This window comes from Pelagibacterium halotolerans B2 (assembly GCF_000230555.1).
GTDB lineage: Bacteria > Pseudomonadota > Alphaproteobacteria > Rhizobiales > Devosiaceae > Pelagibacterium > Pelagibacterium halotolerans.
Genome location: NC_016078.1, coordinates 1611460 through 1628234, shown reverse-complemented (window position 1 = coordinate 1628234; position 16775 = coordinate 1611460). Strand labels below are relative to the sequence as shown.

17 protein-coding genes are annotated in these 16775 nt (G+C 61.1%); 5 read left to right on the top strand and 12 right to left on the bottom strand.

The genetic code is table 11. The features are described from left to right. Nucleotides 1-145 precede the first annotated feature (145 nt). Nucleotides 146-1009, top strand: a complete 864-nt coding sequence (locus KKY_RS07860) for a division plane positioning ATPase MipZ (RefSeq protein ID WP_014130789.1) — start codon at nt 146-148, stop codon at nt 1007-1009. A gap of 116 nt (nt 1010-1125) precedes the next feature. Here KKY_RS07860 and KKY_RS07855 read toward each other — a convergent pair whose 3' ends face one another. Genes KKY_RS07855 through KKY_RS07845 form a run of 3 tightly spaced genes read right to left on the bottom strand, consistent with a single transcriptional unit; the run spans nt 1126 to nt 3875 of the window. Then, entirely contained in the window at nt 1126-1905 is a 780-nt protein-coding gene (locus KKY_RS07855) for an SDR family oxidoreductase (protein ID WP_014130788.1), read from the bottom strand. Between the two features lie 57 nt (nt 1906-1962). Then, entirely contained in the window at nt 1963-2244 is a 282-nt protein-coding gene (locus KKY_RS07850) for a hypothetical protein (protein WP_014130787.1), read from the bottom strand. 56 nt (nt 2245-2300) lie between these two features. Beyond that, complete coding sequence (locus KKY_RS07845) at nt 2301-3875, bottom strand: serine hydrolase (RefSeq protein WP_014130786.1); 1575 nt, start codon at nt 3873-3875, stop codon at nt 2301-2303. A gap of 356 nt (nt 3876-4231) precedes the next feature. Between KKY_RS07845 and clpS the strand changes: the two genes are divergently transcribed. Both clpS and clpA read left to right on the top strand, forming a co-directional pair. Continuing rightward, nucleotides 4232-4576, top strand: coding sequence for an ATP-dependent Clp protease adapter ClpS (gene clpS, locus KKY_RS07840; protein ID WP_041529237.1), 345 nt, complete (start codon nt 4232-4234; stop codon nt 4574-4576). Nucleotides 4577-4588: 12 nt separating this feature from the next. After that, the gene (gene clpA, locus KKY_RS07835) at nt 4589-6973 is read left to right on the top strand and encodes an ATP-dependent Clp protease ATP-binding subunit ClpA (protein ID WP_014130784.1); all 2385 of its coding nucleotides are present in this window, start codon (nt 4589-4591) and stop codon (nt 6971-6973) included. Between the two features lie 131 nt (nt 6974-7104). Here clpA and KKY_RS07830 read toward each other — a convergent pair whose 3' ends face one another. Genes KKY_RS07830 through KKY_RS07805 form a run of 6 tightly spaced genes read right to left on the bottom strand, consistent with a single transcriptional unit; the run spans nt 7105 to nt 11549 of the window. Beyond that, on the bottom strand, nt 7105-7524 hold the full coding sequence (locus KKY_RS07830; protein ID WP_014130783.1) for an HIT family protein: 420 nt from the start codon (nt 7522-7524) through the stop codon (nt 7105-7107). A 57-nt stretch (nt 7525-7581) separates the two neighbouring features. Next, complete coding sequence (locus KKY_RS07825) at nt 7582-8742, bottom strand: GNAT family N-acetyltransferase (RefSeq protein WP_014130782.1); 1161 nt, start codon at nt 8740-8742, stop codon at nt 7582-7584. Continuing rightward, nucleotides 8739-9488, bottom strand: a complete 750-nt coding sequence (locus tag KKY_RS07820; protein ID WP_014130781.1) for a glycerophosphodiester phosphodiesterase family protein — start codon at nt 9486-9488, stop codon at nt 8739-8741. The genes KKY_RS07825 and KKY_RS07820 overlap by 4 nt, the downstream gene beginning before the upstream one ends. A gap of 25 nt (nt 9489-9513) precedes the next feature. After that, nucleotides 9514-9966, bottom strand: a complete 453-nt coding sequence (locus KKY_RS07815) for a RidA family protein (protein WP_014130780.1) — start codon at nt 9964-9966, stop codon at nt 9514-9516. Beyond that, nucleotides 9941-11269 carry a DNA polymerase IV gene (locus tag KKY_RS07810; protein WP_014130779.1) on the bottom strand — a complete coding sequence of 443 codons (1329 nt, stop codon included), beginning with the start codon at nt 11267-11269 and terminating at the stop codon, nt 9941-9943. Before KKY_RS07810 ends, KKY_RS07815 begins: the two co-directional genes overlap by 26 nt. A 4-nt stretch (nt 11270-11273) precedes the next feature. Beyond that, the gene (locus KKY_RS07805) at nt 11274-11549 is read right to left on the bottom strand and encodes a DUF3572 family protein (protein ID WP_014130778.1); all 276 of its coding nucleotides are present in this window, start codon (nt 11547-11549) and stop codon (nt 11274-11276) included. A 100-nt stretch (nt 11550-11649) separates the two neighbouring features. On the opposite strand from KKY_RS07805, the gene KKY_RS07800 reads away from it, so the two are divergent. After that, the gene (locus KKY_RS07800; RefSeq protein ID WP_014130777.1) at nt 11650-12024 is read left to right on the top strand and encodes a response regulator; all 375 of its coding nucleotides are present in this window, start codon (nt 11650-11652) and stop codon (nt 12022-12024) included. Between the two features lie 42 nt (nt 12025-12066). Continuing rightward, nucleotides 12067-13437, top strand: coding sequence for a PleD family two-component system response regulator (locus KKY_RS07795; RefSeq protein ID WP_014130776.1), 1371 nt, complete (start codon nt 12067-12069; stop codon nt 13435-13437). 336 nt (nt 13438-13773) lie between these two features. Here the strand turns inward: KKY_RS07795 and rpmG are convergent, their stop codons facing one another. From rpmG to rnr, 3 genes are all read right to left on the bottom strand, one after another. After that, nucleotides 13774-13941 carry a 50S ribosomal protein L33 gene (gene rpmG / locus KKY_RS07790; protein WP_014130775.1) on the bottom strand — a complete coding sequence of 56 codons (168 nt, stop codon included), beginning with the start codon at nt 13939-13941 and terminating at the stop codon, nt 13774-13776. Nucleotides 13942-14042: 101 nt separating this feature from the next. Beyond that, nucleotides 14043-14471: a DUF983 domain-containing protein gene (locus KKY_RS07785; protein ID WP_014130774.1), complete on the bottom strand. Its 429-nt coding sequence runs from the start codon at nt 14469-14471 to the stop codon at nt 14043-14045. A 3-nt stretch (nt 14472-14474) separates the two neighbouring features. Further along, a complete protein-coding gene (rnr, locus tag KKY_RS07780; protein WP_014130773.1) occupies nt 14475-16769 on the bottom strand; it encodes a ribonuclease R in 2295 nt (764 codons plus the stop codon). Nucleotides 16770-16775: the final 6 nt, after the last annotated feature.

Here is a 16775-nt window from a genome sequence, read left to right as displayed (position 1 = left end):
TAGGTCGCGCCGGCCATTCGTTTATAAAATGTAAATCAAATGCGAACTAAGCTGGAGCCGATGCGCAAAATTCGTACTTGTGCGGGTTTTGCGAAGCACACAAGCTGTGCAACGCTTTTTGGGGGCAAGGGTTAGAGTCGGATCAATGCAGCGATCGAATGCGCATGTCATCGTCCTGGGCAACGAAAAAGGTGGCTCGGGCAAGTCCACTACGGCGATACATCTCGCCGTCCATCTGCTCTATGAGGGCTTTCGCGTCGCCACGATCGATGCCGACAGCCGTCAGCACACGCTGACGACATATGTGCGCAACCGGCGCGAATGGGCCAAAGCCCACAGTCTGAAGGTTCCCCATTCCACCCATTTCCATCTTCCCCAGGGCAGGGGCGACTCGCTTGAAAAGAATGCGGATATCGAGTTCGAGATGTTTCGCCAGGCGGTGGCCGAGGTGGAACGAGAGGTCGATTACCTCATCATCGACACGCCCGGCTTCGACACCCATCTGACGCGCATTGCCCATTCGCTGGCCGATACGTTGATTACGCCGCTCAATGACAGCCTTATCGATCTGGACGTCATCGCCCGGATCGAGCCCGACAGTGGCGCGCTGATCGAATTGAGCCATTATACGCGGCTGGTTCAACGCTCCCGCCGCGAACGACTGGCCATCGACGGGCGTACCATCGACTGGGTCATGGTGCGCAATCGTATCTCCATGCTCAATTCGCGCAACACGCGGCTGGTACAGACCGGGCTCGAGAACGTCGCCGAGCGTGTCGGGTGCCGCGTGGCAGACGGGATTGCCGAGCGAGTGATCTTCCGCTCGCTGTTTCCCATCGGCATGACGGTTTTCGATCCGCTCGACGAGGACGCTTTGGGCGGCATGCCGACCATGAGCCATATCGGCGCGCGGCAGGAATACCGGCTGTTGCTCGAAGCGCTCAATCTGTTTGCGGGCCACCGGCGCTCCGATGTCCGCGAACAGCGCGTGCTGGCGGGGCCGGTTTAGAGCATTTCAGCGCTTCTTCGAATCGCTTCTATTGTTCTAAGTCCTTGTTTTGTCGCGCTTCCGAACCGGATAAGTGGTACCCACTTATCCTGGATGCGCTCTAAGATACCGCTTTCTCAAACCAGAAGCGATTGTGCTCCATCGATCCAGATGGGGGTGCCCGTGATGTGTCTTGAAGCATCCGAGGCCAGAAAGCAGACGAGATCGGCGACGTCGTCAGCCTTGCCGGGTGCCCCGTCCGTCAGCGGGATATCCCCTTCCGGGTAGTGGGCGGGTTCGGCTGCCTTTTCCACATTGCGGCGCTCGGTGTTCTCGTCGATCTGGCTTTCGATGGCGCCCGGGCAGATGGCGTTGACGCGGATGCGGTGCTTGGCAAGCTCGAGCGCGGCCATCTGGGCGAGGGCAACCTGCCCGGCCTTTGTTGTGGAATAGGCCGATGCTCCCGCGGTTGTGAAGGTTCGAGTCCCATTGATCGAGGAGGTGATGACGATCGAGCCGCCACGCGCCTTCATCAGCGGTACGGCGTGATGGAGGGTGAGGAAGGTGCCGCGCAGGTTGACCGCAATGGTCCGATCCCAATCCTCGACCATCAGTTCCTCGATTGGCGCCCAGGTGCCGTTGATGCCGGCATTGGCGAAAACGATATCGAGACGCCCGAACGTCTCGGTGATCTGGTCGAACGCTGCCTGCATGTCGGCGACGTCGGAGATGTCGGCGTAGAGGGGGAGCGCCTTGCGGCCCAACCGGGTGATCTGCCCGGCGACGGCGTCGACCTCTTCCATCGTGCGGCTGAGAAGCGCGATGTCGGCGCCTCGTTCGGCCAGCTTGAGGGCGCTGGCCCTGCCCAGCCCGGAACCGCCACCGGTGACCAGGGCGATTTTGCCTGCAACGTCCATGTTCGCCTCCGTTGGATACCGGAGGCAACGCCAGCGTGGGCAGGGAGTTCCGTGCAGTCAGTCTTGCTGTGGCATGTACATGCGCAGGGCGCGGCGTCCTGCGGGGTCGAAAACGTCGACATCGACCGAAACACGCGGCAGAACCATGCGGCGAGTACGTGCCGAGAGCGCCAGCACCACCGAAAGCATGTCGGACATGCGGCGGTGGACGGGCTTGTTTTCGCCAAGTCCGCGCGCCAGCAGGCGCAGGGACTGAGCGCGCACGGCATCATCGTCCGAAGCCAGCGGAGAGCGGGGCTGGAACTGGCCAAGCTCGGAAAGTCGGGTCATTTCGCTCATTGGGCTACTCCATACATTTGCGCCAATTTTCGAAGACTGTTCGATCGTGTTGTTGGTTAACCCTGGACCGTGAGGCAGTTGATCGAGGCTTGCGAGAGCGCGTCGCAGGTGGTGCGGGCCTGGGTGCGATCGGCAAATCCAGCGAAACGCGCGCGGTAATAGGTGACGCCGTTGCGCTCGAAGGTTTCCACATAGCTGCGAAGGTTGGCGAGCTGATCGTATGTCGAGGTCGCCTCGCTGAGCATCTGCTCGGCACTGTCCTCGCTATCGGCGGCGCCGACCTGGACGACCCAGCCACCGGCCGGAACGGTCGCAGCACTGTTGGTGCTCATGGGGTCAAGCGCCAGGCCGTCCGGACGCGCGATGGGCGCGGGCGGCACGAGAACCTGACCGGGCTGCGGGCCGAGCTGAAGAGATTCGGCAATCCATGCGCCGATCGGGTCGTCGGCGGGATAGACGGGAGCATCGGAGGGCATGACGCCGGTTGCGACATAGGTCGCCTGATCGAGGGCGTTGTCACCGGGACGCGCCGGGATATCGTCGGCTGACACCACCTGGAAGGGGATGGTGTCGGGCTCGTTCGAGACCGGTGCGGATTCAGGGGCCGACTGGCTGAGTGAAGCCACCTGCATGGCCTGTTCGGCGGTGATGACGGGCAGGAGGCTGACGGGCCGGCCGGGCGGCAGGCGATTGAGGGGCACGGCGGCGCCTGCCGAGGCCACGGCGATGCCGTTGCCGAGCAGGGTCGGACGCGGGATCATCGCCTCGCGCCAGTAATCGCCCTGGCGCGCCTTGGGCAGGTAGGTCCGCACGAGTTCTGCCACACGCGCGTTGCGGGCGGCGCCGGTGTTGAAGCCCAGGCCGATCACCACGATATGGCGGTTGTTGGAGCGGGCGGCGGTCATCAGGTTGTAGCCCGACGCATTGATATAGCCGGTCTTGATGCCATCGACGCCGTTCTGGCCCAACAGCGCGTTGTGGTTGCCATAGGTCTTGGAACCATACGTGAAGCTGCGGGTCTGGAAATATTCGTAATAATGGGGGAAATGAAGATAGATGGCGCGAGCCAGGGTGGCCTGGTCGGCAGCAGTCGTGACCTGGCCGCTGTCGGGCAGGCCGGAGGCGTTCTTATAGGTCGTTCGGCTCATGCCCAGCGCGCGGGCCGTCTGGGTCATGCGCTCGCCGAACTTGCTTTCGGTGCCGGAAATGTTTTCGCCGATGACGCGGGCGACGTCGTTGGCTGAAAGGGTGACCAGTGCCTTGATGGCGTTTTCGACGCTGATGGTCGAGCCACGCTGCACGTAGAGCTTTGTGGGAACGGCAGCGGCGGCGTGGGCCGACACCGACAATTTGCTGTCGAGCCGGAGCCGGCCGGCTTCGAGTTCCTGGAACAGGATATAGAGCGTCATCACCTTGGTGAGTGAGGCGGGATACCGCAATTCGTTGGCGTCATCCTGATAGAGGACCTGGCCGGTTTTGGCGTCAACAGCGATGCCGGCAAAGGCGCGCGGCACGTTTTGCGCCGCCGCGGGAGCGGATACGGCGGCAAAAGCCATTGCCGCGATCAGAACCGTGAGAAAAAAGCGCACAAAAGGGACGCGTGCGGAATCGATACGCAGAAGGGTCGGCACCCGATACTCCAACTCTTTACTGGACCGGTACGAAAAACGCCGCACCGTTACTCTACTCTTTGGCTGCCGCGCGCTGTCCCCCGATGGCGCCGGAAACCCCAACTCGCAGGAACTTTAGGCCGATGCGGTTACAAATCCGTAAAGTGCTTAAAACTTGAAGCAAAAAGCTTGTGGGCGATCACACCTGATTGATCGGATTTTCGCCCCTTAACATGGCCGAGATTTTGCCTACATAATGGGGCCATCTTGCCTTTCTGATTTGGGATGAAAGTGCCGTGCCAAAATCTGCCTTCCCCACCGGTCCGGAACTGCCGCACAGCGGCGGTCTGCTCGCACAGCGCGATGTGCTGGGGGCAATCTGGGCTGGCCCGGGCAAGGATGACCGGGACAGGGACCAGGGAAGCGATGGCCAGACCGGCGTCGCGACCAAGACCAGAACGAAGACCAAGAAGCCGAGCCTTTACAGGGTCCTGCTTCTCAATGACGACTACACGCCGATGGAGTTCGTCATCCTCATTTTAGAAGAGGTCTTCAACAAATCCCGGGAGGATGCGACGCGCATTATGCTAAGCGTCCATAATCAAGGTGTGGGGGAATGCGGGGTTTATCCATACGAGGTGGCCGAAACCAAGGTCACCAACGTCATGGATGCCGCGCGCCGAAACCAGCATCCGCTGCAATGCGTGATGGAAAAGCAATAGGATAGAACCAACATGCCTTCATTCTCTCGCGGTCTCGAAAAGGCGTTGCATCAGGCCATGAATCTGGCTCGGGAGCGCAGTCATGAGTTTGCGACCCTCGAACACCTGCTGCTGGCGCTGACCGAGGATCGCGATACGATTTCGGTTCTGACCGGGTGCGATGTCGATATCGAGTCGCTCAGGGCCGATCTCGAAGAGTTCATCGACGAGGAGCTCGATAGCCTCGTTGTGCCCAACGGCCAGGACGCCCGTCCGACGGCCGCGTTTCAGCGCGTCATCCAGCGCGCGGTGATTCACGTTCAATCGTCCGGGCGCGAGGAAGTGACCGGGGCCAACGTGCTCGTTGCGATCTTCGCCGAGCGCGAAAGCCACGCTGCCTATTTCCTCGAACAGCAGGACATGACCCGCCTCGACGCGGTCAACTTCATTTCCCACGGCATCGCCAAATCCGGCCGCAATGCCGATCGGCCCGTGCGCGGCGCCGAAGAAGGCGGACCGGGATTTGAAGGGGAACAGGAACGCGGCGGCGGCAATGGTCCGCAGCAGAGTTCCGCTCTTGCCGATTTCTGCGTCAACCTCAATGAAAAGGCCCGGGCCGGGAAGATCGATCCGCTCATCGGCCGGGGCATTGAGCTTGAGCGCACAATTCAGGTGCTCTGCCGTCGTTCGAAGAATAACCCGCTTTACGTGGGCGATCCCGGCGTGGGCAAGACAGCCATTGCCGAAGGTCTGGCCCGCCGGATCATCGAGGCCGATGTGCCCGAGGTTCTTGAAACGGCGGTGATCTATGCGCTCGACATGGGTGCGCTGCTGGCGGGGACCCGCTATCGCGGCGATTTCGAGGAGCGGCTCAAGGCGATCATGAAAGAGCTCGAAAAGAAGGACAACGTCATTCTTTTCATCGACGAGATCCATACGGTGATCGGCGCGGGGGCAACTTCGGGCGGAGCGCTCGATGCTTCGAACCTTTTGAAGCCCGCTTTGGCTTCGGGGGCGATTCGTTGCATCGGCTCGACCACCTATAAGGAATATCGCCAGTTCTTCGAAAAGGACCGGGCTCTCGTGCGCCGGTTCCAGAAGATCGACGTCAACGAGCCCACGATCCCCGATGCCATCGAGATCATGAAGGGGCTGCGTCCGTATTTCGAGGATTACCACAAGCTCAAATATACCGACGACGCCATCAAGGCCGCTGTCGAGCTTTCGGCCCGTTATATCAACGACCGCAAGCTGCCCGACAAGGCCATCGACGTGGTGGACGAAACCGGAGCCCGGCAGATGCTGGTGACCGAGGACAAGCGCAAGAAGACCATCGGCGTCGAGGATATCGAGGCGACTGTGGCGACCATTGCGCGCATTCCGCCGAAATCGGTCTCCAAATCCGACACCGAGCTTCTGGGCAATCTCGAGGCCAATCTCAAGCGCGTGGTGTTCGGGCAGGATAAGGCGATCGACGCGTTGTCGTCGGCCATCAAGCTGGCCCGTGCCGGCCTGCGAGAGCCCGAAAAGCCCATCGGCTCGTACATGTTCACCGGCCCGACGGGCGTGGGCAAGACCGAGGTGGCCAAACAGCTCGCCGATACACTGGGCGTGGAGCTGCTGCGCTTCGACATGTCCGAATATATGGAGCGTCACACCGTTTCGCGGCTGATCGGTGCGCCTCCGGGCTATGTTGGGTTCGACCAGGGCGGGCTGATGACCGATGGCGTCGACCAGCACCCCCATTCGGTCCTGCTGCTCGACGAGATCGAAAAGGCCCATCCGGACCTCTTCAACATCCTCCTGCAGGTCATGGATCACGGCAAGCTCACCGATCATTCGGGCAAGCAGGTCGATTTCCGCAACGTCATTCTCATCATGACGTCGAATGTGGGTGCAACCGAACTGGCGAAATCGCCCATCGGCTTTGGCCGAGTGCGTCAGGAAGGCGACGACGAGGAAGCGATCAACCGGATGTTCACGCCGGAGTTCCGCAACCGGCTCGATGCGATCATCTCGTTCGCGCCACTGCCGCCTTCGACGGTCAACCGGGTCGTGGAGAAGTTCATTCTCCAGCTTGAGGGCCAGCTTGCCGAACGCGGCATCACCATCGAGTTGACGCCCGAAGCCTCCGATTGGTTGGCGGCGCGCGGCTATGACGAAAAGATGGGCGCCCGTCCTCTGGGCCGGGTGATCCAGGAATACGTCAAGAAGCCGCTGGCCGAGGAAGTGCTGTTCGGCCTGCTCCAGAAGGGCGGTTCGGTCAAGGTGACGGTGGTCGGCGAGGGCAGCGAAGCGCGGCTCGAACTGGTCTCGGTTCCCCCGCGTCCGGCAAGGCCAAAGGCGATAACCGGACCCAAAGGCGGCAAGAAGCCGGCCCGCAAGTCCAAGCCGAAGGGCGCCGAGCAGAACACCTAAGCGGGGTTTCGTGTTCGAAAACGCTCTGAAAAATATGAAAAAGGCCGGTCTTTCGACCGGCCTTTTTTGCTGGGTTTTCCCCGCAATTATCCTCAGAGTTATCCACCTTAATCCCGCAATTTTCCACAGGCTCAAAACGCGGCGCGGATCTTTTCGGCCTGCGCGGCCAGTTCGTCCTGATCGGCCATTTCGCCGGTGTGAGGCCGGAGCGGTACGCCCTCATACATGGGGATGATGTGGAAATGGAGATGGAATACGGTCTGTCCGGCGGGGGCTTCGTTGAACTGGGCAAGGCGAAGTCCGTCGGCATCCATGGCAGTCATCACGGCCCTGGCGACCTTTTGGGTTTTCTGGATCAGATTGGCGAGCACCTGCGGTTCGGCATCGAACAGGTTGCGTGAGCCGGTTTTGGGGATGACGAGGGTATGCCCGCGAGATTGGGGCATCACGTCCATGAAGGCCAGCGTGTCGTCGTCCTCGTAAACCTTGTGGCTCGGGATTTCGCCCTTCAAGATCTTGCCGAAAATATTGTCCGGATCGTAAGCGGTCATCGTGCGCTCCCTTGCTGATTGGCTTGAGCTATAGCCGATTGGCGGCGGGAAGGGCCACTATGCTTTGCGGAAAGGCGCGTAGTCGGCCAATTCCCGGTTCTGCAGATCGACATATTTGCGTTCGTCCTCGAGATATTCGGCAACGGCGCGGCGCAGCCCGGGGTGGACGATGTGATGGATCGAACGGGTGGTTTCCGGGGCATAGCCGCGCGCCAGCTTGTGCTGTCCCTGGGCGCCGGCCTCGACGCGCTTGAGGCCATGTTCGATGGCGAAATCGATGGCCTGGTAGTAGCAGAGCTCGAAATGGAGGAACGGCGCGTCCCGGATGGCGCCCCAGTTACGGCCGTAAAGCGTGTCGGCGCCAAGAAAATTGAGCGCTCCGGCGATATAGTCGGCACCGTCGCGGGCCAGCATCAGGACGATGCGGTCAGACATCGTCTCGGTGATGCGCGAGAAAAAAGCGCGGTTGAGATAGGGGCGGCCCCATTTGCGGGCGCCGGTGTCCATATAGAACTCATAAAAGGCGTCCCAGTGCGCTTCGGTCAGATCGTTTCCGGTCACCCATTCGCAGGTGATGCCTTCTATCAGTGCCTCACGGCGCTCGCGGCGGATGGCCTTGCGCTTGCGCGATTGCAGCGTGTCGAGAAAATCATCGAATGTGCCGAACCCCTTGTTGGTCCAGTGAAACTGGGTGTCGTGGCGCACCAGCCAGTCGGTGCCGGCGGCGAGCGCTTCTTCTTCGCTGGTGACGAAGGTCGCATGAACCGAGGAGGCGCCAAGCCGCTCGGCCAGCGCTTCGGAGGCCTGGAGTAGCAGCGTCCGGGTGTCGGTGCTGCCATCCCGGGTCAGCAATTTGGGCGCGCTGGCGGGGGTAAAGGGCACAGAGGATTGAAGTTTCGGATAGTAGTTTCCACCGGCCCGTTCGATGGCGTCGGCCCAGGCGTGATCGAAGACATATTCGCCCATCGAGTGCGACTTGAGAAACAGCGGCATCAGGCCGATGGGAGTGTCGCCGCGCGAAATCAGAATGTGCTGGGGTTGCCAGCCGGTCGCGCCTGTGGCGCAGCCCGACTCTTCCAGCGCAAGAAAAAAGGCATGTTCAAGGAATGGATTGTCAGGATTTTCTCCACCACTGGATGCAAGTGCGTTCCATGTGGTGGAGGGGATAGAGGCCGTTGATGGATGAACCGAGATCGTCAGTTCGGTATGGTCACTCACGCTTCGGGATCGAATCCTTCAAAAACTATCTGGTCTGCGTGCCGCAACGCAGCGTTCGCCTGATCTTTGGAGCGGACTGTCCAGCTCATCACCTTGATGCCAAATGCCCGGCGCAGCCGGATCATCGGAGCGGTCAGCGCCGTGCGCTCGCACGATATGAATGTGAAGTGCGAGACGGCTCTGTGCAAGGTGTTGCGCAGCACAAATTTCTGCGTGCCGTTCAAGTGGTCGGCATGGCTCTTGTAGTCGTAGGTTATGATCCCCAAGGGGCCGCGATAACCCTTTTTGTGCAGGACGTTGAGCGCCAGAGGATCGAAGGATTTGAAGGCGATGGCCCCTTCATACCCGGCGATGTCGGACAGGATTTTTTCGGCCAGCATCCGGGTTTGCGCGGGATAGTCCTGCTGCTTGATTTCGACGACCAGGCCCACTTGCCCGGCAATGCCCGCGAGAAAATCGCTAAAGCGGATCGGGGTATCGCCGCTGGCGCTGCCGGTGAGCGGCATCACGCACAGCGCTTCGGCCGTCATCTCCGATACCAGACCATCCTGGCCGGTCAGGCGCTGAAGCTCGTTGTCATGAAAGACAACGGCCTCGCCGTCCTGGGTGAGTTGCACGTCGCATTCGATGGCAAAGCCGCGCTCGATCGCGGCTTCAAATGCCGAGCGGGAATTTTCGATAATGCCATTGGCCCTGTCATGAAGGCCGCGATGGGCAATGGGGCGATTGAAGGGGAATTCGGTCATGGAGCCTTGGGGAGGGAAAGGACGTCTATTCAATTTCGACTATGGCGTCGATTTCGACGGCCGCGCCAAGGGGCAGGGAGGCTACGCCGAACGCGGCGCGGGCGTGCTTACCGGTGTCACCCAACAGTTTTATGAACAGATCGGACGCCCCGTTGGCGACGAGATGCTGTTCGTTGAATGCCGGGGTCGAGGCAACGAGGACCGTCAATTTCTGGATGGCCTTGATCTGGGAGAGCGGCACGACGGTATTGACCTGGGCCAGAATGCTGACGGCGCAAAGCTCGGCGGCTTTTTGCCCGGCCTGAACGTCAAGGCCATCACCGAGGCAACCCTTCATGACCCCGTCGGGGCCCTGGGAAATCTGGCCGGAGACGAACAGCAGCTTGCCCGACTGGCGCACCGGAACGTAGCTGGCGGCAGGGGCCGCGGGGGTGGGCAGGGTGTAGCCGAGATCATTGAGTTTCTGTTCGATCGTCATCGTCGGTCTCCGGTTTGATTTCTCTGGTTTTCGACTGGCGGTAGAGCTTGCCCCTCACAAGCGCCTCGCGGCCATATTTATCGCGCACCTTGTCCATGGCCCGCTCGGCAGCCGCCTTGCGGGCGATTTCGGGTTCGATCAGGTCGACCGGATCGACGCCGGTAGCCGCTTCGAGACCGGTAACACCGATCCCCAGCAGGCGAAAGGCCGTGCCGTCCACTTCGCGGGCCAGCAGCTTCACGCCGGTTTCGTAAAGGGTCGTGGCAAGCTGGGTGGGCAGCATGATGTGCTGGGCGCGGGTTCTCGATTTGAATCCTGCAGTCTTGAGCTTTACCGTAACCGTATCTCCGACCAGTTGCTGCTTTTTAAGCCGTTCGGACAGCCGCTCGCACAGCGAAAGCAGCGCGGTCGAGAGCGAATCGAAATCGGACAGGTCGGTGAAAAACGTCGTTTCGGTGCTTACCGATTTGGTTTCGCGGTCGATCGAAACACGCCGGTAATCCTCGCCGCGTGCCAGCTTGGCCAGCCGGGCTCCCATCTCGCCGTAGCGACGCATGAGGTCCTCGGGCGCGCGCTGCTGGAGCTGGCCGATGGTGACAAGACCATCCTTGCGTAAGGTTTCCGCCATCACCTTGCCGACGCCGAAAATCACGGTGATCGGTTTTTTGGCCAGCAGCGATACGGTTTCGGCCTTGCCGATGATGGCAAAGCCGCGCGGCTTGTCGAGTTCGGAGGCGATCTTGGCGAGGAATTTGTTGTGGCTGAGGCCGATCGAGATGGTGACGCCGATCTCGTCCTCGATCCGCTTTGCAAGGCGAGCCAGCGAGATGGCGGGGGGCGCCTTGTGCACCTTTTCGGTGCCGGACAAATCGAGAAATGCCTCGTCGATGGAGAGCGGCTGGACGAGCGGGGTCAGCGAATCCATCAGCGACCGGATCTGGCGGCTCACGCCGACATATTTGGCCATGTCGGGCTTGATGATGACGGCCTGCGGGCAGAGGCGTTTGGCCTGGAACATCGGCATTGCCGATTTCACCCCGCTCATGCGGGCAATGTAACAGCATGTGGAAACCACACCGCGCTGCCCACCGCCGACGATAAGCGGCTTGTCGATCAGGCTCGGATCGTCTCGCTTTTCGACCGATGCGTAAAAGGCGTCGCAGTCGATATGGGCGATGGAAAGGGAGAACAGCTCAGGGTGGTGCAGGATACGCGGCGAGCCGCATTTGAGGCACCGGGCCGGGGCCTTTGTGCTTTGCCCTGTCGCAAAGCAATCGCGGCACAGATGTCCGCCTTCGGTCATCGCATCAACTCTGCGGGTTGAGGCCGTGCCAAAGCCGCATGACCCGGTTTACATCCAGACCGGCATTGGCGCACATGGCCAGCAACAGGGCTTCGTGGCGCCCGAAATAATCGACAAGGCCCTCGGCCAGGGCGCGAGTTCCGACCGATTCCCGAAGGCGTTGCGGCGAATAGCCGGCCAGTGCCATGAAGCGCTCGAGTTCGTTGACGTCGGCGGCGAGCCAGGACAGGCAGGCGTCGCCAACGGCCAGAAGCTCTTGTGTATCGACCCTATCGCGCACGGTGGCAGACTCAGCGTATTTCTTGTTTCGTAACACATTGCTGTTAGCGCAAAGCATCGACAACTCAAAGCATCCAATCGCGGGTGCCGGGCGAGGGCAGATGGCCAAGACCGTCATGATCGTGGAAGACAACGAGCTCAACATGAAGCTCTTTCACGACCTGCTCGAATCCCGCGGGTACGACACCATCCAGACCCGCAACGGGCTGGAGGCGCTGGATCTGGCGCGCGAACATCGCCCCGACCTGATCCTCATGGATATCCAGCTTCCCGAAGTTTCGGGGCTGGTTGTCACCAAATGGCTCAAGGAAGACGACGATCTCGCCCACATTCCGGTGATCGCGGTTACCGCCTTTGCCATGAAGGGCGACGAAGAGCGCATCCTTTCAGGCGGATGTGAGGGCTACATCTCCAAGCCCATTTCCGTGCCTCACTTTTTGGAAACGATTGAAAGCTATATTGGCAAGGCCGAATAGCCAGATCGCCATTCTTCATTCAGGGCCGAAGGGACGCGCGCCGTGACTGCACGAGTGCTCATCGTCGATGATATTCCCACCAATGTGAAATTGCTCGAAGCGCGCCTGCTTGCCGAGTATTTCGACGTGGTGACAGCGGCATCGGGCGCCCAGGCCATCGAGATCTGCCGCAGCCAGGATATCGATATCGTCCTGCTCGACGTGATGATGCCCGAAATGGACGGGTTCACCTGCTGCCAGATTCTCAAGCGCGACGCCGTGACGGCGCACATCCCCATCGTGATGATTACGGCGCTCGACCAGCCTTCCGACCGCGTGCGGGGGCTGGAAGCCGGCGCCGACGATTTTCTGACCAAGCCGGTCGATGACGTGCAATTGCTGGCTCGGGTCAAGAGTCTCGTCCGGCTCAAGGGATTGAGCGATGAGCTGCGCGCGCGCGCGCGCACCAGCCACGAACTGGCGCTGGAAGATACCGCACGGACCGAATTCGGGATTGCCGTCGATGGCGGGCGCATTCTGGTCATCGATACGGAGCGGGCAAGGGCCGAACGGATAGAGGCGTATCTGCGCAATTCGCACACGGTCTCGATCCTGACCGACCCTTCAGAGGCGGTCTTCCAGATGTCGGGCGGCGAGTTCGAACTGGCCATCGTTTCCATGGCGCTGGAAGGGTTCGATCCGCTGCGCATCTGTTCACAGATTCGCACCGTCGACCAGACGCGGTCGGTTCCTATCATTCTCGTTGCCGAGGACAAGGACCGCCCGCAGGTCGTCAAGGCGCTCGATCTTGGCGTCAATGACTTCATCATGCGGCCTATCGAGCGCCACGAGCTTTCGGCACGGGTCAAGACCCAGATCCGGCGGCAGCGCTATACCGTCGAGTTGCGCGAGAGTCTCAATTCAACAATGGCCATGGCGGTCATCGACGAGCTTACCGGGCTCTATAACCGGCGCTATTTCGAGCGGCACCTGGCCATGGTGCTCAACAAGGCGCAGGAGCAGGATCGCGACATGGCGCTGATGCTGCTCGACATCGACTATTTCAAGCCGGTCAACGACACCTATGGGCACGATGCCGGCGATGTTGTGCTCAAGGAGTTCGCCACGCGGCTTCAGCGCAACATTCGCGGGGTCGATCTCGCCTGTCGCTTCGGCGGTGAGGAATTCGTGGTGGTCATGCCCGATACCGACATGAAGGCCGCGCAGGGCGTGGCCGAGCGCGTGCGCAGCGCGATGGCCGACGAGGGTTTCACCATCGGTGCTGAAAAGCCGATCGCCATCACGGTGAGCGCCGGGCTGGCGCTGAACGATCAGGATAACGATACGTCCGAATCGATCATCAAACGGGCCGATATTGCGCTCTACAGAGCCAAGCGGAACGGCCGCAATCGCGTCGTCCACAACGCTGCATGACTGGCCGCTCCGGTAAGGTTAATCCTTCATTATTAATGCTGAAACAGCCGTATGAGGCCCCCGGAATGCTTGGCGTTTCGGCGGCGTCGGAGTAGGTTGGCACCACTGAGACGGACGCGTTTGCGCGATCCAGTTCAGTACAAAACCCTACGGTTTTCAGGTCCGCCGCAACTCCTGATCCGTAGGGCGGCTGGCCCGGTATCGGACAAGAGTGGCCTCTTCGACAAACCGGACCGGGTCAGCCAACCCCGCCTTGCTCAGGATCATTTGGTGCAAACAACAAAAACCCCGCTGCGTGGCGGGGTTTCTCTTGTTCGTCAGATGCTTTCGATCAGATTATTTGATCTTGGCTTCCTTGAATTCGACGTGCTTGCGAACAACCGGATCATACTTGCGGAACGAGAGCTTCTCGGTCGCGGTGCGGGTGTTCTTTTTGGCAACGTAGTAAAAGCCGGTGTCGGCGGTCGAAACCAGCTTGATCTTGATCGTGTTGGACTTTGCCATCGCGGTAGCCTTTGAAACAAACAGGCCGCGCGACGGTTGCGCACGGCTCGGAAAATCACGTTGGGCGCAAACTATGCATTTCGCGCCAAAAGTCAAGCGGATCAACTCCGCTCGTCGTCCTCGAAATCGTCATGCGCGCCCACGGGGTCGAAGCCGTGCATGTAGCGCGCCCATTGCAGTCCGACCACAGCGCCCTTGGTGATCGGCAGCAGGATCAGCGAGGAGATGATGATGAGAGGGATCATCACCCAGAGGTAGGTCAGGGGATGGAGCGGGGTCGAACTCATCTCCATGTGCAGAACCGCCCCAACGGCCAGATGGCCCACGATGGTAATCACAATATAGGGCGGGGCATCGTCGGCACGATGGTGGAAAAGTTCGGTACCACAAACGTCGCATTGATCGACGACCTTGAGGTAGCTGGAAAACAGCTTTCCCTGGCCGCAATTGGGACACCGGCATTTCATGCCATTGAGCATGGCCGGCCAGGTGGGCCGGGACGGTCGCAATGTCAGATCGGTATATGGCATCGGCTATCTCCTCGCGCGGTGTCCGCGCGGTGTCGGCTTGCCCTTGCGGTCTCTGCGACCGCGCGTCGGACCGGGCGGTTTGACCCGTTCGCCTTCAGATAGAACTTCAAACCGCAGCGCGCCAGCCATGGGCGCTGCTTCAAGCAGTCGCACCTCCACGCGGTCACCGATTCGGAACCGCTCGCCGGTGCGTTCACCGATCAGGGCCTGCTGGTCCTCGAAATGGCGGAAATAATCCTGGCCGAGCGAGGAGACGGGCACGAAACCATCGGCGCCGGTCTCGTCGAGCCGCACGAACAGGCCCGCGCCGACCAGACCGGCGATCTTGCCGGTGAACCGGGCGCCGATATGGGCGGCGAGATACTGGGCGAGCAGCCGATCGGCGGTTTCGCGCTCGGCAACCATGGCGCGGCGCTCGGTGGCCGAAATGTGCTCGCCGATCGAGCCGAGCCGCTGTTCCTCAGCCACACTCAGCCCGTCATCGCCAAGATCGAGAGCGCGGATCAGGGCGCGATGCACGATCAGATCGGCATAGCGACGGATGGGCGAGGTGAAGTGGGCGTAGCGGTCGAGATTGAGGCCGTAATGGCCATAATTGCCCGGCGCATATTCGGCCTGCGCCTGGCTGCGCAGAACCATTTCGTTGACCTGCTGGCTCTTGCCGGCCTTTTCGGCGCGATAAAGGATCTGGTTGAAATCCTTGGGCCGCAACGCCTCGCTGCGCGGGACGGGCAGGTCGAGAGATTTGAGGAACTCGCCCAGCGTTACGACTTTTTCCCGGCTGGGCGTGTCGTGGACGCGATAGAGCAGGCCCAGCTTGTGTTTTTCCAGCGTCTCGGCGGCGCAGACGTTGGAAAGGATCATCATTTCTTCGATGAGCTTATGGGCGTCGAGCCGTTCGGGCACGTAAACCCCTTCGACCATGCCATTGGCATCGAGCCGGATGCGGCGCTCGGGCAGGTCCAGCGCCAGCGGACCACGCCGGTCTCGTGCTTTCGAGAGCGCCGCGTAGGCGGCCCACAGGGGCCTCAGGATCGGTTCGAGCAACGGGCCGGTGACGTCGTCGGGTTTGCCGTCGATCGCAGCCTGGGCCTGCTGGTAGCTGAGCTTGGCCGCCGAGCGCATCATGACCCGATGGAAGGAATGGGTCTTCTTGTTGCCTTCGGCGTCGATCACGATACGCAGCGCCATGGACGCGCGATTTTCGCCTTCGCGCAGCGAGCACAGATCGTTGGAAATGCGCTCGGGCAGCATGGGGACGACGCGGTCGGGGAAATAGACCGAATTGCCGCGCAGGAAGGCCTCGCGGTCCATGGCCGAGCCCGACTTCACATAATAGGAAACATCGGCGATCCCCACGCGGATGATGAAGCCGCCGGCATTGTTGGGGTCGGTATCGGGTTCGGCGTGGACGGCGTCGTCGTGGTCCTTGGCGTCGGCGGGGTCGATGGTGACGAGCGGAATGTCGCGCCAGTCTTCGCGGCCCTTGAGCGTTGCCTCCTGAGCCTCTTCGGATTCCTTGAGCACCGAAGCGGGGAACCTGTAGGGAATATCGAGCGAATGGAGCGCAATCAGGCTGACCGCCCCCTCCGATTGCGGGTTGCCCACAACGCTCACCACCTTGGCGCGCGGGATCATCATGCGGCCCGAAACCGTTACTTCGACTTCGACAAGGTCGCCATCCTTGGCGTCACCCAGATCGCCGGCGGAAATCCGCATCTCGCGCGCCTTGCGCTCGATGGGCACCAGCCGCGCACCATCATCGTCCATGCGCACGATGCCCAGATCGGCCTTGCGGGGCTTGTCGAGCACCTTCATGGGCCGCGCGGTGTAGGTGGGCACCGTGCCGCCATCGCGCTGGATGCGGGCCAGAATGCGGTCGCCGGGGCCAGGGACCACGCGGGCATCCTTGCCTACGGACACCGTCACGCGGGGCTTTTCGCCTTCGTCCTCATCCCATTTGGCCGGGAAGGCGTGGAGGTTGTCGGGATCGGCATCGGCGGGGATGTCGAGCACGGTCACGGCGGGCAATTCGCCGACCGGGCGCAATTCCTTGCGCTTGCGGGCCAGAAGGCCCTCTTTTTCCATGTCGCGCAGCAGCACCTTGAGCGGCACGCGATCATCGCCCTTGATGTTGAAATGCCGGGCGATCTCGCGCTTGGAATTGATCTCGGGGAAATCGGCGATCGCTTCGAGAATCTGTTCGCGGGTCGGCAATTGGCCGGGTGTGAAACTGGCCGAACGCCGACCCTTGCGCGGAGCAGGGGCCGAAGGGGACTGTCCTGTGCGTTTGGCCATTTCTAT

Excerpts from the sequence above, each read along its gene's own strand:
- KKY_RS07860 (WP_014130789.1), top strand. The coding sequence starts at position 146 with ATGCAGCGATCGAATGCGCATGTCATCGTCCTGGGCAACGAAAAAGGT.
- KKY_RS07855 (WP_014130788.1), bottom strand. The coding sequence starts at position 1,905 with ATGGACGTTGCAGGCAAAATCGCCCTGGTCACCGGTGGCGGTTCCGGG.
- KKY_RS07850 (WP_014130787.1), bottom strand. The coding sequence starts at position 2,244 with ATGAGCGAAATGACCCGACTTTCCGAGCTTGGCCAGTTCCAGCCCCGC.
- clpA (WP_014130784.1), top strand. The coding sequence starts at position 4,589 with ATGCCTTCATTCTCTCGCGGTCTCGAAAAGGCGTTGCATCAGGCCATG.
- KKY_RS07830 (WP_014130783.1), bottom strand. The coding sequence starts at position 7,524 with ATGACCGCTTACGATCCGGACAATATTTTCGGCAAGATCTTGAAGGGC.
- KKY_RS07820 (WP_014130781.1), bottom strand. The coding sequence starts at position 9,488 with ATGACCGAATTCCCCTTCAATCGCCCCATTGCCCATCGCGGCCTTCAT.
- KKY_RS07815 (WP_014130780.1), bottom strand. The coding sequence starts at position 9,966 with ATGACGATCGAACAGAAACTCAATGATCTCGGCTACACCCTGCCCACC.
- KKY_RS07810 (WP_014130779.1), bottom strand. The coding sequence starts at position 11,269 with ATGACCGAAGGCGGACATCTGTGCCGCGATTGCTTTGCGACAGGGCAA.
- KKY_RS07800 (WP_014130777.1), top strand. The coding sequence starts at position 11,650 with ATGGCCAAGACCGTCATGATCGTGGAAGACAACGAGCTCAACATGAAG.
- rpmG (WP_014130775.1), bottom strand. The coding sequence starts at position 13,941 with ATGGCAAAGTCCAACACGATCAAGATCAAGCTGGTTTCGACCGCCGAC.
- KKY_RS07785 (WP_014130774.1), bottom strand. The coding sequence starts at position 14,471 with ATGCCATATACCGATCTGACATTGCGACCGTCCCGGCCCACCTGGCCG.
- rnr (WP_014130773.1), bottom strand. The coding sequence starts at position 16,769 with ATGGCCAAACGCACAGGACAGTCCCCTTCGGCCCCTGCTCCGCGCAAG.